The following is a 13541-nucleotide window of genomic DNA, read 5'->3' as shown; positions in this document are numbered from 1 at the left end:
TGGGGCCGGGATTCGGGATTCGGGATTGGGGAATCGTAAGAGCGGGGCGCGGGCGCTGAGGGTGTTGCCTGCGTCAAACGATCAAAAAGACAGGGGCGGTCCCGGTGTAGCCTCGTTTGCGGCGCTCCGTTTCCGTGTGGATGCGCCGAGGCGATTGGGATTCGTCACTCGCGAGTTGGATGCGCAGTGGGCGCTGAGAACTAGCCGCGCGCACCCAGCGCGATCAGCACGATCGCCGGCACCGCCAGCAGCAGGCCGAGGCGGTTCCAGCGGTTGGTGCGTTCGCCGAAGACGGCCACGCCGAGCAGGGTGCCCAGGCCGATCACGCCCAGATTCATCGCCGCGAACACGCTGGCCGGGCTGTCCGGCAGGGCCTGGTGCGCGCGCACGTAGAACAGGATGTTGCCGAAGTTGAGCGCGCCCAGCAGCAGACCGGCGCCGAGGTTGCGCCAGGCCAGCGGCGCGGTGCCGCGCAGGTGGCGCCACAGTTGCACGCCCAGCAGCAGCACGAAGGCCAGCGCGAAGGCCACCAGCAGCGAGGCGGCGAACGGCGTGCCGGCCTGGGCGATGCGCTTGAGCAGCACGTCGATCGCGGCGAAGCCGACCCACACCAGCAGCAGCCACGGCGCGGTGCGTGCGGCGCCGTGCGGTGCCGGCTCAGGCCGCCGCACGATACCGGCGATCGCCAGCAGGCCCAGCGCCAGGCCGGCCAGCTTGGCGGCGTTGCCGCGTTCGCCGAACCAGAGGAAGGCCGCTGCCAGCGACAGCAGCAGCGACAGCCGTTGCGCGGCGTCGGTGCGCACGATGCCCGCGCTGGCCACCGCGCGGCCCAGCACCAGGAAGATGCCCGGCAGCAGCACGCCCAGGGCCAGCAGCGCCGCCCATGGCGTATGCGCGTCTTTCAGCGCGGCCAGTGGCGGGTGCAGCAGGGCCGCGCACAGCGCCAGCGCCGCCAGGTAGTTCCAGGTCACCGCCTGGGCCAGGTCGATGCGCCGCTGCGGCGCCAGCTTCAGCAGCGCCGAGACCAGCACGCTGCACACCACACTCAACAGGACGAAGACCACACGCAGGATCCGGATCGGGAGGAAAAAGAACGCTGCGTGCACCGCTTCGGCATGTGGCCGCGACCCAGCCCCGGTATTATGACCGCATGACCTCTCCCGCTTTCCCCACCGCCTCCGGCGCGCTGACGCTGCAAGGCCCCGCCGGCCCGATCGAGGCCGCGGTCGATCTGCCCGACGCCGACGTCGCCGCGCTGCCGGTCACCGCCATCGTCTGCCATCCGCTGTCCACCGAGGGCGGCAGCATGCACAACAAGGTGGTGACCATGGTCGCGCGCGCGTTGCGCGAACTGGGCGTGCACGTGGTGCGCTTCAATTTCCGCAGCGTCGGCGCCTCCGCCGGCAGCTTCGACCACGGCGATGGCGAGCAGCAGGATCTGGCCGCGGTGGCCGCCTGGGTGCGCGCGCAACGTCCGCATGACGCGCTGTGGCTGGCCGGTTTCAGCTTCGGTGCCTACGTCTCGCTGCGCGCCAGCGCCGCGCTGCAGCCGCAGGTGCTGATCTCGATCGCGCCACCGGCCGGGCGCTGGGATTTTTCCGACATGGCGCCGCCGCCGCAGTGGCTGGTGATCCAGGGCGACGCCGACGAGATCGTCGATCCGCAGGCCGTGTACGACTGGCTCGAAACCCTGGAGACGCAACCGCAACTTGTGCGCATGCCCGACACCAGCCACTTCTTCCATCGCAAGCTGATCGACCTGCGCGGCGCGCTGCAGCACGCGGTCAAGGCCTGGCTGCCGGCGGCGCAGGCGTGAGCGCCGCGACATTGCCGTCGCAGCGCTACGCCGAGGGCGTGGCGCGCGGCGACTGGCGCGACGATCCGGCCCAGCATGCGGCGCTGGCCGAACTGGACCGCATCCACGTCGCGATCGTCGATGGCGACCAGGAGGGCTGGCTGGACCGCCTGTCGGCGTTCTGGAAGAAGCCCGAGCCGGTGCGCGGGCTGTACTTCTGGGGCGGGGTCGGCCGCGGCAAGACCTTTCTGGTCGATCTGTTCTACGACGGCCTGCCGATCACGCGGAAGTACCGCACGCATTTCCATCGCTTCATGCGCGGCGTGCACGAGCGCCTGCGCGAGCATGCCGGGCAGAGCGATCCGCTGGCGAAGATCGCGCAGGAGTGGCGCAGCCGGCTGCGCGTGCTGGTGCTGGACGAGTTCTTCGTCACCGACATCGGCGATGCGATGCTGCTGTCGCGCCTGCTCGAGCGCCTGTTCGCCGAGGGCGTGACCCTGGTCACCACCTCCAATACCGCGCCGCAGAACCTGTACCTCAACGGCCTGCAGCGCGATAGCTTCCTGCCGGCGATCGCGCTGCTGCAGTCCTACTGCGTGGAGCTGTACGCCGAGGGCACCGAGGACTACCGCATGCGCGCGCTGACCCGTTCGCCGGTGTACCGCGCGCCGCTGGCCGAGGACAGCGATGCCTGGCTGGGCGAGCGCTGGAGCGCGCTCACTGGCAATGCCGAGGCGCGCCGCGGCAACATCGAACTGGAAGGGCGCAAGATCCCGGTGCGTGCGCGCGGCAAGAGCATCGTCTGGTTCGATTTCGTCGCCTTGTGCGAAGGCCCGCGCGGTCCCAGCGACTACATCGAGATCGCGCACGAGTTCACCACCGTGCTGCTCGGCGGCATCCCGCACTTCGACCGCATGAACGAGGACGCGGCGCGGCGCTTCGTCAACCTGATCGACGAGCTGTACGACCGCCACGTCAACCTGGTCTGCACCGCGCAGGATCCGCCACCGCTGCTGTACACCGGCGAGCGCCTGGCCGGGGCCTTCGAGCGCACCGCCTCGCGCCTGATCGAGATGCAGAGCGCCGAGTACCTGTCGGCGGCGCATCGGGTCTGAGCGCGAGATCCCCGGCGCGCGCTCAGCGCACTGCGCCGGGCGCGCACAGCCCGGCGACGAAGCGCGGCATCAGGCCCGCGCCTGCAATCTCTTCCAGATAGGCGGCCGCCAGGCAACTGGCGCCGCCTTCGCGCTGCGCGCAGCGGGCCGGGCCGGACGCACCGTCCTGCGGCAACTGCCGGTCCATGGCCTGGCGCTGCGCTGCGGCCAATCCGTCGCGAAAGCGCTCCTCGGCATCGAGCAGATCGGCGGGGGTCAAGCGGTCGGTCGGCACGTCGGGGCACTGGCGGCGGGTTTCGCGGGCCAGTGCGTCGGCGCCGGCACCGACCAGCACCGGACCGTGCGGCAGGGTGTTGGGCATAGCCTTGGGCACGATGGGGGCAGCGCCGAGCGCGGCCAGCAGCAGGAACGATGCGCGCATGCGGAAGCTCCTCGGGCTGCGCGGCAGCGTAGCGCTGCGCCGGCGGCGGTGGGCGGCAGGACGCGGCGCCCGCTTCAGCAAGGAGTTAATGCGGAGGAAAATATCGCTTGCGATTGAATCGCGCACTATGTAATATCTCGCCCATGGACCGTACCTCTCCCTCCGACGCCACCGCGCTGCTGAAGCTGGACAGCCAGCTGTGCTTCGCGCTGTATTCGGCCAACCTGGCGATGCACAAGCTCTACCGCGGGCTGCTGGGTGAGCTCGGCCTGACCTATCCGCAGTACTTGGTGATGCTGGTGCTGTGGGAGCAGGACGGCTGCAGCGTCTCGGACATCGGCGAGCGCCTGTTCCTGGATTCGGCCACGCTGACTCCGCTGCTCAAGCGCCTGGAGGCGGTCGGCCTGCTGACCCGCAGTCGCGCCGCCGCCGACGAGCGCCGCGTGCTGATCGCGCTGACTGCCGATGGCCAGGCCCTGCGCGCCCGTGCGCAGGCGGTGCCGGAAGGCGTGCTGTGCGCGGTCGCCTGCGACCTGCAGCAACTGACCCGGCTCAAGCAGGATCTGGAAGAAGTCCGCGGCAAGCTGCAGGCCGCGGCCTGAGCCGTTCCGCCCCCGATCACCCAATCCCCTCTACACCCATGGCGCCGCGGCGCCGCCCTGCTAGGAGAACCACCATGGCTTCACCGACCACCATCGTCTACACCGCCACTGCCACCGCCACCGGGGGCCGCGACGGCCGCGCCGCCACCCCGGACAAGGCGCTGGACGTCAAGCTGTCGACCCCGCGCGAGTTGGGCGGCGCCGGCGGCGACGGCACCAACCCGGAGCAGTTGTTCGCGGCCGGCTACTCGGCCTGCTTCATCGGCGCGCTGAAGTTCGTCGCCGGGCAGGAGAAGGTGAAGCTGCCGGCCGAGCCGAGCATCGAAGGCCATGTCGGCATCGGCCAGATCCCGGGCGGCTTCGGCATCGCCGTGGAACTGCGCATCGCCGTGCCGGGCCTGGAGCGCGCCACGCTGGAATCGCTGGTGGAGAAGGCGCACCAGGTGTGCCCGTACTCCAACGCCACCCGCGGCAACATCGACGTCAAGCTGGTCGTGCTCGACTGAGCCAGCGGATGTGCGGGCCGGCGCATGCGCCGGTCCATGGCGGTAAGCGACGGGCGGCCACTGGCCGCCCGTTCGCGTTGCGGGCGCCGCGTGTGTTGCCGCGCACATTGAGGACGCTCTGCGTCAATGCAATAGTGTGCGCTTCATCAAATCGGGCGCGCCATGCTCAGTTCCGCCTACAACGCCGAGACGGTCGCCGCCTTCCTGCAGGGCGCGCGCCGTGTGCTGGTGCTGACCGGCGCCGGCATGTCCGCCGAGAGCGGAGTGCCGACCTTCCGCGGCCAGGACGACAGCCTGTGGTCGCGCTTCGATCCCGAGCAACTGGCCACCGAGGACGCCTGGCGCGCCGACCCGGCCCTGGTCTGGGGTTGGTACCGCTGGCGCATGGCGATCGTGGCGCTGGCGCAGCCGCATGCCGGGCACCTCGCGCTGGCGCGCCTGGCCGAGGTCCGCCACACCACGCTGGTGACCCAGAACGTGGACGATCTGCACCAGCGTGCCGGCAGCGAGGTCGCCGCGCACGTGCACGGCCGCCTGTCGGCGCTGCGCTGCAGCGACTGCGGCCAGCCCTGGCGCGGGCTGCTGCCGCCGATCGACGTGCAGACGCCCAGCCAACGGTTGCCGCCGCCGGTGTGCGCGGCCTGCGGCGGCACGGTGCGCCCAGGCGTGGTGTGGTTCGGCGAGGCGCTGCCGCCGGCGGAGTGGGCGCGCGCGCAGACCGCGGCCGACAGCGCCGACCTGGTGCTGGTGATCGGCAGTTCCGGCCTGGTCTATCCGGCCGCCGGCCTGCCGCTGCAGGCCAAGGAGCGCGGCGCCTGCGTGGTCGAGATCAATCCCGAACCCAGCGCGCTGTCGGCACGCGCCGACCTGCACTGGCGCGACAGCGCCGCGATGGCGCTGCCGTTGCTGCTGCAGCAGTGCAGGGTGACCTGAGCCCGCTGCACGCTGCAAGGCGCGCCTCGGCGACCGACGGTCCGTTTCGATGGCATATCGGGCCTTTCGGACGGTCGGACTCACGGTGCCGTCACGGCCGCGAATGGCCTCCGTGGCAGGACCGGAACCGGCTGCCATCGGCAAACCGTTGCCAGGCTTAGGTTTTCGTAATTTGACCCATATTTAGCGTTGACGCCGTCGGCCGACCACACTATCTTGGGGTGGTCGGTTCCTGCGGCCCCAAGCCGCGGGATCAAAAGGGAAGCCGGTGCGGCGTGCCAACGCCAAGTCCGGCGCTGCCCCGCAGCGGTAATTGGGAACGAACCCGTCATCCGCACTGAGGCGCCCGCCTTGGGAAGCGACGGGCTAGGAACCGGCCACGCGGCCGTCGCCCATCAGCCCGAAGACCTGCCGACAGCCGCGCGAAGCACACCGCGCGGCGCCGACCGTGCGATCTCCGGGGGGAGAGGGTCGGTGCAGCGTGGACCGCCCGCAGGCCTGCTGCCTGCGCTGTTTGCAGTCTTCGCGACACCGCCTGCCACCTGCCGATCCGGTCGGACCGCTGCCTGCGAGGGTCGGGCGGCCGCGTGCACCACGCTTGGAGACCTTCATGAGCCAGACCCACAGCCTGCCGGCCACCGCGTCAGTCGACGCCGCCGTCGACCCCACGACCGCTGCCGCCACTGCCCAGCCGGAACCGGCCAGCAGCGAGCCGAGCAACGACCAGCGCGCCGTGACCTGGATCGTCAAGGACGGCGGCAACCGCCGCATGGCCTTCGACCGCTCGCGCCTGCAGCGCACCCTGGACCGGATCCACGCCGAGTTCCCGCAGCTGGACGTGAGCGACTACGAGCGCAAGGCCTTCGCCTTCATCGAGAAGAAGGAAAGCCTGTCGGCCGACGACATGGTCGACTACCTGATCCGCGAGGCCGAGTCGCGCGTGGACATCGCCACGCCGGAGTGGGAGTACTTCGCCGCGCGCCTGTACCTGGACCGCCTGTACAAGCGCGCCAGCAAGAACCGTTTCTACGATGCCGGCGAGAAGTACGGCTCCTACGTCGGCCTGCAGGAAAGCCTGGCCGACCGCGGCGTGTACTCGATCGACATCCTCAAGAACTACTCCAAGGACGAACTGGCCGAAGCCGGCCGCATGATCGATCCGGAGCGCGACAAGCTGTTCGCCTACAACGGCCTGTACCTGCTGGCCACGCGCTACCTGGCCACCGACAACTCGCGCAAGGTCTACGAACTGCCGCAGGAGCGCTGGCTGACCATCGCCCTGTACCTGATGCAGGACGAGAAGCCGCGCGAGCGCCGCATGCAGCTGGTCGGCGAGGCCTACTGGGCCCTGTCCAACCTGTACATGACCGTCGCCACCCCGACCCTGGCCAACGCCGGCAAGATCGGCGGTCAGCTGTCGAGCTGCTTCATCGACACCGTCGACGACAGCCTGCAGGGCATCTACGACTCCAACACCGACGTGGCGCGCGTGTCCAAGCACGGCGGCGGCGTCGGCGCCTACCTGGGCTACGTGCGTTCCTCCGGTTCGGCGATCCGCGGAGTGAAGAACTCCAGCGGCGGCGTGGTGCCGTGGATCAAGCAGCTCAACAACACCGCCGTGTCGGTGGACCAGCTCGGCCAGCGCAAGGGCGCCATCGCCGTGTACCTGGACATCTGGCACCGCGACATCGAGGCGTTCCTGGACCTGCGCCTGAACAACGGCGACCAGCGCCTGCGCGCGCACGACGTGTTCACCGCGGTGTGCGTGCCGGACATCTTCATGGAAGCGGTGGAACGCCGCGGCGAGTGGTACCTGTTCGACCCGCACGAGGTGAAGGAGGTCAAGGGCTGGTACCTGCAGGACTTCTTCGACGAGAAGCGCGGCGAAGGCAGCTTCCGCGCCCGCTACGAGGAGGTGGTGGCCGACGAGCGCATCGGCCGCAAGGTGGTCAAGGCCATCGACATGTTCAAGCGCATCATGGTCAGCCAGCTGGAGACCGGCAACCCGTTCATGTTCTATCGCGACGAAGTCAATCGCATGAACCCGAACAAGCACCAGGGCATGGTCTATTCCAGCAACCTGTGCACCGAGATCCTGCAGAACATGAGCCCGACGCGGGTCATCCAGGAGATGATCAGCGGCGACCAGATCGTCACCACCAAGCAGGCCGGCGACTTCGTCGTGTGCAACCTGTCCTCGGTGAACCTGGGCCGTGCGGTGACCGCGCAGCCGGACCTGCTGTCGCCGGACATCCTGGAGCGGCTGATCCGCGTCCAGGTGCGCATGCTCGACAACGTCATTGACCTCAACGAGCTGCCGGTGCCGCAGGCCACCATCACCAACCAGAAGTACCGCGCGATCGGTCTGGGCACCTTCGGCTGGCACCACCTGCTGGCGCAGAAGGGCATCGACTGGAATTCGCCGGACGCCGAGGCGTACAGCGATTCGCTGTACGAGCGCATCAACTACCTGACCATCCAGGCGAGCCTGGCGCTGGCCAAGGAGAAGGGCGCGTACAAGGTGTTCAAGGGCAGCGACTGGCAGAACGGCGAGTACTTCACCAAGCGCGGCTACGACAGCGCCGAGTGGCAGGAACTGGCCGCGCAGGTGAGCGTGCACGGCGTGCGCAACGCGTGGATGGTGGCGGTGGCGCCGAACATGAGCACCGCGCAGATCGCTGGCTCCACCGCGTCGATCGACCCGATCTACAGCGCGTTCTACTACGAAGAGAAGAAGGACTTCCGCCGTCCGGTGGTGGCGCCGGGGCTGACCGTGGACACCTACCCGTACTACGAAAAGGGCGCCTACAAGGTTGACCAGTTCGCCAGCGTGCGCCAGAACGCGCGCCGCCAGCGTCACGTCGACCAGTCGATCAGCTTCAACTTCTACGTGCCCAGCGGCATCCGCGCCAGCACCCTGCTGGACCTGCACATGACCGCGTGGAAGGAAGGCCTGAAGACCACGTACTACGTGCGTTCCAACGACATCGACATCAGCGAGTGCGAGTGGTGCTCGAGCTGATCGCGGGCACCTGAGCCCAGCGCCGTGCGGCAGGCCGCTCCTGCCGCGCGCGCCCCGTATTCCCGCGCCGCCCGCCGGCGCCGTTCACCCGACTACCGAAGCACATCCATGGCCATCGCGCTCGACCGCATCAAGATCCTCGAACCGCTGCACCCCAACCGCTCCACCGGCATCATCAACGGCACCACCAGCGGCATCCTCAACTGGAACGACATCCCGTACCCGTCCTTCTACCGGGCGTACAAGGAGCTGTCGACCAACTTCTGGATCCCCGACGAAGTGGACATGAAGGGCGATGCCAAGCAGTACGGGGAGCTGTCGGCGCGCGAGAAGAACGCCTACGACTCGATCATCGGCCTGCTGGCCACGCTGGATTCGCCGCAGACCCGCTTCATCTACAACGTCGCCGAATACATCACCGACCCGGCCGCGCACGCCAACGCCGCGATCATCGGCCAGCAGGAAGTGATCCACAACGAGAGCTACTCGTACGTGCTGGCCTCGATCGCCGGCCTGGCCGACCAGAACCGCGTGTTCGAGATCGCCCGCACGCATCCGACCATCATCGCGCGCAACCAGCCGATCATGCAGGCCTACGACGACTTCATGCGCGAGAAGACCGCAGAGACCCTGCTGCGCTCGCTGATCCAGTCCTCGATCCTGGAAGGCATCAACTTCTATTCCGGCTTCGCGTATTTCTACAACCTGGTGCGGCAGAACCGCATGACCGGCACCGGCAAGATCATCAGCTTCATCAACCGCGACGAACTGGCCCACACCAAGTTCATCAGCGAGCTGATCCGCGCCATCATCGGCGAGAACGCCGAGCTGCAGACCAACGAGCTGACCGACTACGTGCACCAGGCCTTCGAACACGCGATCCGCCTGGAGACCGAGTGGTCCTCGGAAGTGCTCGACGGCATCGAGGGCATCGACGTGGACGAAATGATCCAGTACGTGAAGTACCGCGCCAACAAGATGTCCGGCATGCTCGGCATCGAGAAGCTGTACAGCGGCGCCAGCGACAACGTGATGCCGTGGATCAAGGCCTACGCCGACAACTTCACCGAGACCAAGACCGACTTCTTCGAGATGCGCAACGCCAGCTACAAGAAGACCAACTCGGACAACGGCTTCGACGATCTCTGAAGGGCCGGGATTCGGGATGATCAGCCGTTCGGCTGCTGAAAAGCCGGGCATTCGGGATTGGTGAAGCACCGCCATCCTGCTCTGACGAATCCCGAATCCCCACTCCCGAATCCCCGCCCCATGCGTATCCTGCTCGCCTACGCTTCGCTCAGCGGCAACACCCGCGACGTCGCCCGCCGCGTGCATGCGCAGTGCGAGGCGGCGGGGCACCAGGTAACGTGGATCCATACCGACCTGCAGACCCTGCACGGCGCGCTCGGCGATGCCGCGCGCGCGGCAGACTTCGATCTGCACCTGCTCGGCAGTTGGAGCGACAACGCCGGGCGCACCCCGGCGGAGATGAAGCGCTACATCGCCGAGCTGGTCGAGGCCGCCGGCAAGACGATCGAGGTCGCGGCGTTCGGCACCGGCGAGACGCAGTGGGGCTTGGAGTATTACTGCGGTGCGGTCAAGCGCATCGCGCGTTTCTTCGACAGCGTCTATCCGTTGCTGGAGATCGAGCAGATGCCGCATGGCGACCGCGACAACGCGGCCATCGACGCCTGGTGCGCGCAGGTGTTGGCGCTGCGCGCTGCACGGTCGTCGGCAGGCGCCGTGCCGAGCGCCGCTGCCGAGCCCCCGTCCGCCGGTGCGGGCGGGTTCGCTGCGATGGGGTTGCCGCTGCACGGCAGCGGCTGACGCCGTCGCCATCCGTTTTCTTGGTAGCACCGGCATCGTCATCGCACGCCGTGTTTCCTCCGACATCAGACAAGGTTCCGTTCCATGCTCACCACCATCACCGTCTCCAGCGCCGAACAGTTCGCCGATGCGCTTGCCGCGCACCCGCGCGTGCTGGCCGATTTCAACAAGGACAACTGCCCTGGCTGCCGCATGCTCGACAAGTCGCTGGAGCGTTTCGCCGAGAGCGACACGGCGCAGGGCGTGACCCTGCTCAAGGTGAAGATGGAAGACGTGGGCGAGGACTTCTTCCGCGCTCAGGGCCTGCGCCAGACGCCGACGCTGATGCTGTTCCGCCAAGGCGAGGAAGTGGCGCGCGTGCCCGGCTTCGTGCCGCCGGCCAAGATCGACGAAGCGGTCCGCACGCATCTGGGTTGAGCGCTCGCGTTCCTCGTATCTCGTATCTCGTAGGAGCGGCTTCAGCCGCGACGGGCTTTCCCGATAGAGCCTGTCGCGGCTGAAGCCGCTCCTACGGTTCTTCGTCTCGTCCGACAGGCAAATCTCAAGCGAAAGCCTTTGCTCTCGTCTACCGGGAAAAGCTCGCGGCTAAAGCCGCTCCTACATTGCAGCTAGGGAAGTGCAGCACCCCTACCCACGCCCGCCCGCCGCATGCCCCTGCGCCAGCTGCCACAGGTGGCGCACGATCGGCATCGCCTGCGCGGTGGCCGGCAGCGCGGCCAGCGCCAGGCGCGCCATCGGTACGCGGCCTTCGATGTCCAGGTAGCGCACGCCGGGCAACTGCACCTGCGCGGTGGAGGCCGGGACCACCGACACGCCCAGTTCCGCGGCGACCAGGTTGACGATGGAGGACATCTGCGGCGCTTCCTGTTCGATCTTCAGTTCGAAGCCGGCCTGGCGGCAGGCATCGAGGATCTCGTCGTACAGGCTGGTGCCGAAGCTGCGCGGGAACAGGATGAAGGGTTCGCCGGCCAAGGCCGACAGCGGCGCGCGGCGGCGCTTGGCCAGGCGGTGCGCGGCCGGCACCGCGATCTTCATCGGCTCGTCGGGCAACTTGAGCAACTGCAATTCCGAGGGCGTGGCCACGCTGTAGCGGATGAAGGCCGCATCCAGCCGTCCCTGCAGCAGCGCGGCGAGCAGGCCGGCGGTGTTGGTCTCCTCCAGCGCCAGCGTCACTGCCGGCCAACCGCGGCGGAAGCCGCGCACCAGGGTCGGCACGATCGGGTTGAACGCGGCCGAGGCGGTGAAGCCGAGCCGCAGCACGCCGCTCTCGCCGCGCGCGGCGCGGCGTGCGGCGTCGCCGGCGCGTTCCAGGTCGGCGAGCACGCGTCGCGCTTCGGTGCGGAAGGCGCGGCCGGCATCGGTGAGCTCGGCACCGCGCGGTGTGCGCACGAACAGCGGCGTGCCCAGTTCCTCTTCCAGCGCGCGGATCTGCTGGCTCAGCGGCGGTTGCTGGATGCCCAACTGCGCGGCGGCGCGGGTGAAGTGTCCGGCCTCGGCCACGGCCAGGAAGTAGCGCAGGTGGCGCAGTTCCATGTCATATCCAGAACATATGGAGAGTCGGTCGATCATATATTGGACGCCGGGTGATGGCAGGCGAATACTGGCCCTCCGTTTCCCGCTGCGGCCCATCCCGTGAACGCCTCCAGCCAATGCCCGCCGGTGCACGCCGTGGACGATGCGCCGCTGTTGCGTATCCGCCTGGCGCTGTTCCTGGCCGGCTTCGCCACCTTCTCGCTGCTGTACAGCGTGCAGCCGCTGCTGCCCGTGTTCGCGCGCGAATTCGGAGTCAGCGCCGCCGCCAGCTCGCTGCCGCTGTCGCTGGCCACCGGCGGCCTGGCGATCGCGATCTTCTGCGCCGGCGCCGTGTCGGAAACGCTGGGCCGGCGCGGGCTGATGTTTGTGTCGATCGCGCTGGCGGCGCTGCTCAATTTGCTGGCGGCCTGCCTGCCGCACTGGGGCGCGCTGGTGGCGGTACGTGCGCTGTCGGGCATCGCCCTGGGCGGTGTGCCCGCGGTGGCGATGGTGTACTTGGCCGAGGAACTGCCGGCGAGCCGGCTCGGCGCGGCGACCGGGCTGTACGTGGCCGGCAATGCGTTCGGCGGCATGATCGGCCGCATCGGCATGAGCCTGCTCACCGACCACTTCGACTGGCGCATCGCGCTGGCCACGCTGAGCGTGGTCGATCTGCTGGTCGCGGTGGGCTTCGTATGGCTGCTGCCGCCGTCGCGGCACTTCGTGCGCCGCCAGGGAGTGAACCTGCGCTTCCACCTGCGTGCCTGGGGCGGGCATCTGCGCGATCGCCATCTGCCATGGCTGTTCGCGATCCCGTTCCTGGCGATGGGCGTGTTCGTCAGCGTCTACAACTACGCCGGCTTCCGCCTGGGCGGCCCGGAGTTCGGGCTGAGCCAGAGCCAGCTCGGCATGATCTTCAGCGCCTACGTGTTCGGCATCGTGTCTTCCTCGGTCGCCGGCGCCGCGTCGGACCGCTTCGGCCGCGGTCCGGTGGTGCTGGCCGGCATCGCCACCGCGGCGCTGGGCGTGGCGCTGACCCTGGCGCATGCGCTGGTGCCGGTCATCGCCGGCATCGTGCTGCTGACCATCGGCTTCTTCGTGGCGCACTCGGCGGCCAGCGCCTGGGTCGGGCGCCTGGGCGGCCAGCACAAGAGCCATGCCGCCTCCCTGTACCTGCTGGCCTACTACGCCGGTGCCAGCCTGATCGGCTCGCTCAGCGGCGCGGCCTGGCAGCACGGTGGCTGGAACGCGCTGGTGGCCTGCTGCCTGGTGCTGCTGGGCATCGGCCTGGTCGCCGCGCAGGTGCTGCGCCGCGGCGCCGACGACAGCCGTCCCTATGGCCGCTTCGGGCCGCATCCGCCACGCGGCGAGTGAGCCGCGCCGCCATCAGCCAACGAGGGTTCCGCGATGCAGATCGACCATCTCGACCATCTGGTTCTCACCGTCGCCGACATCGAGGCGACCTGCGCGTTCTATGCGCAGGTGCTGGGCATGCGCGTGGTGACCTTCGGCGAAGGCCGCAAGGCGCTGGCCTTCGGCGCGCAGAAGATCAACCTGCACCGGCATGGGCATGAGTTCGAGCCCAAGGCGCGCGTGCCCACGCCGGGGTCGGCGGATCTGTGCCTGCTCACCGCCACGCCGCTGACGCAGGTGGCGGAGGAACTGCAGGCGGCCGCGGTGCCGATCGAGAGCGGTCCGGTGCAGCGCACCGGCGCCCGTGGGCCGATCCTGTCGGTGTACATCCGCGATCCCGACGGCAACCTGATCGAGATCGCTAATCCCTTGTAACGGCGGGCGCCGCCGCGGCA

At 68.8% G+C, this 13541-nt stretch carries 14 protein-coding genes and 1 riboswitch; of the genes, 11 read left to right on the top strand and 3 right to left on the bottom strand.

The features are described 5' to 3' along the window. Nucleotides 1-200 precede the first annotated feature (200 nt). On the bottom strand, nt 201-1064 hold the full coding sequence (locus NUG21_RS20045) for an EamA family transporter (RefSeq protein ID WP_263391829.1): 864 nt from the start codon (nt 1062-1064) through the stop codon (nt 201-203). A gap of 86 nt (nt 1065-1150) precedes the next feature. Between NUG21_RS20045 and NUG21_RS20040 the strand changes: the two genes are divergently transcribed. Both NUG21_RS20040 and zapE read left to right on the top strand, forming a co-directional pair. Continuing rightward, nucleotides 1151-1816 (top strand): alpha/beta hydrolase, encoded by a 666-nt coding sequence (locus NUG21_RS20040; protein ID WP_160946989.1) that lies wholly within the window; start codon nt 1151-1153, stop codon nt 1814-1816. Beyond that, the gene (gene zapE, locus NUG21_RS20035) at nt 1813-2910 is read left to right on the top strand and encodes a cell division protein ZapE (RefSeq protein WP_160946990.1); all 1098 of its coding nucleotides are present in this window, start codon (nt 1813-1815) and stop codon (nt 2908-2910) included. The genes NUG21_RS20040 and zapE overlap by 4 nt, the downstream gene beginning before the upstream one ends. 22 nt (nt 2911-2932) lie before the next feature. Here the strand turns inward: zapE and NUG21_RS20030 are convergent, their stop codons facing one another. Continuing rightward, nucleotides 2933-3331 carry a hypothetical protein gene (locus NUG21_RS20030; RefSeq protein ID WP_263391828.1) on the bottom strand — a complete coding sequence of 133 codons (399 nt, stop codon included), beginning with the start codon at nt 3329-3331 and terminating at the stop codon, nt 2933-2935. 143 nt (nt 3332-3474) lie between these two features. On the opposite strand from NUG21_RS20030, the gene NUG21_RS20025 reads away from it, so the two are divergent. The 7 genes from NUG21_RS20025 (at nt 3475) to NUG21_RS19995 (ending at nt 10638) form a co-directional block, all read left to right on the top strand. Then, a complete protein-coding gene (locus NUG21_RS20025) occupies nt 3475-3933 on the top strand; it encodes a MarR family winged helix-turn-helix transcriptional regulator (protein ID WP_263391827.1) in 459 nt (152 codons plus the stop codon). A 74-nt stretch (nt 3934-4007) separates the two neighbouring features. Further along, nucleotides 4008-4439: an organic hydroperoxide resistance protein gene (locus tag NUG21_RS20020; RefSeq protein ID WP_019800967.1), complete on the top strand. Its 432-nt coding sequence runs from the start codon at nt 4008-4010 to the stop codon at nt 4437-4439. 162 nt (nt 4440-4601) lie between these two features. Then, complete coding sequence (locus NUG21_RS20015) at nt 4602-5372, top strand: SIR2 family NAD-dependent protein deacylase (RefSeq protein WP_263391826.1); 771 nt, start codon at nt 4602-4604, stop codon at nt 5370-5372. Nucleotides 5373-5581: 209 nt separating this feature from the next. Next, a riboswitch (cobalamin riboswitch) is annotated at nt 5582-5803 on the top strand. Nucleotides 5804-5982: 179 nt separating this feature from the next. Beyond that, complete coding sequence (locus NUG21_RS20010) at nt 5983-8394, top strand: ribonucleoside-diphosphate reductase subunit alpha (protein ID WP_160946994.1); 2412 nt, start codon at nt 5983-5985, stop codon at nt 8392-8394. Nucleotides 8395-8502: 108 nt separating this feature from the next. Beyond that, nucleotides 8503-9543 (top strand): ribonucleotide-diphosphate reductase subunit beta, encoded by a 1041-nt coding sequence (locus NUG21_RS20005; RefSeq protein WP_010340146.1) that lies wholly within the window; start codon nt 8503-8505, stop codon nt 9541-9543. A gap of 120 nt (nt 9544-9663) precedes the next feature. Continuing rightward, a complete protein-coding gene (locus NUG21_RS20000; protein WP_263391825.1) occupies nt 9664-10221 on the top strand; it encodes a flavodoxin in 558 nt (185 codons plus the stop codon). A gap of 84 nt (nt 10222-10305) precedes the next feature. Further along, the gene (locus NUG21_RS19995) at nt 10306-10638 is read left to right on the top strand and encodes a thioredoxin family protein (RefSeq protein ID WP_019798422.1); all 333 of its coding nucleotides are present in this window, start codon (nt 10306-10308) and stop codon (nt 10636-10638) included. Nucleotides 10639-10848: 210 nt separating this feature from the next. Here the strand turns inward: NUG21_RS19995 and NUG21_RS19990 are convergent, their stop codons facing one another. Continuing rightward, complete coding sequence (locus tag NUG21_RS19990) at nt 10849-11754, bottom strand: LysR family transcriptional regulator (RefSeq protein ID WP_160946996.1); 906 nt, start codon at nt 11752-11754, stop codon at nt 10849-10851. A 99-nt stretch (nt 11755-11853) separates the two neighbouring features. On the opposite strand from NUG21_RS19990, the gene NUG21_RS19985 reads away from it, so the two are divergent. Continuing rightward, a complete protein-coding gene (locus NUG21_RS19985; protein ID WP_263391824.1) occupies nt 11854-13107 on the top strand; it encodes an MFS transporter in 1254 nt (417 codons plus the stop codon). 33 nt (nt 13108-13140) lie between these two features. Then, nucleotides 13141-13521 (top strand): VOC family protein, encoded by a 381-nt coding sequence (locus NUG21_RS19980; RefSeq protein ID WP_019798927.1) that lies wholly within the window; start codon nt 13141-13143, stop codon nt 13519-13521. The last annotated feature ends 20 nt before the right edge of the window (nt 13522-13541 follow it).

The organism is Xanthomonas sp. CFBP 8445, from assembly GCF_025666235.1.
GTDB lineage: Bacteria > Pseudomonadota > Gammaproteobacteria > Xanthomonadales > Xanthomonadaceae > Xanthomonas_A > Xanthomonas_A indica.
Note: the sequence above shows the minus strand (reverse complement) of the source record. Positions and strands in the feature narration are given on the sequence as shown.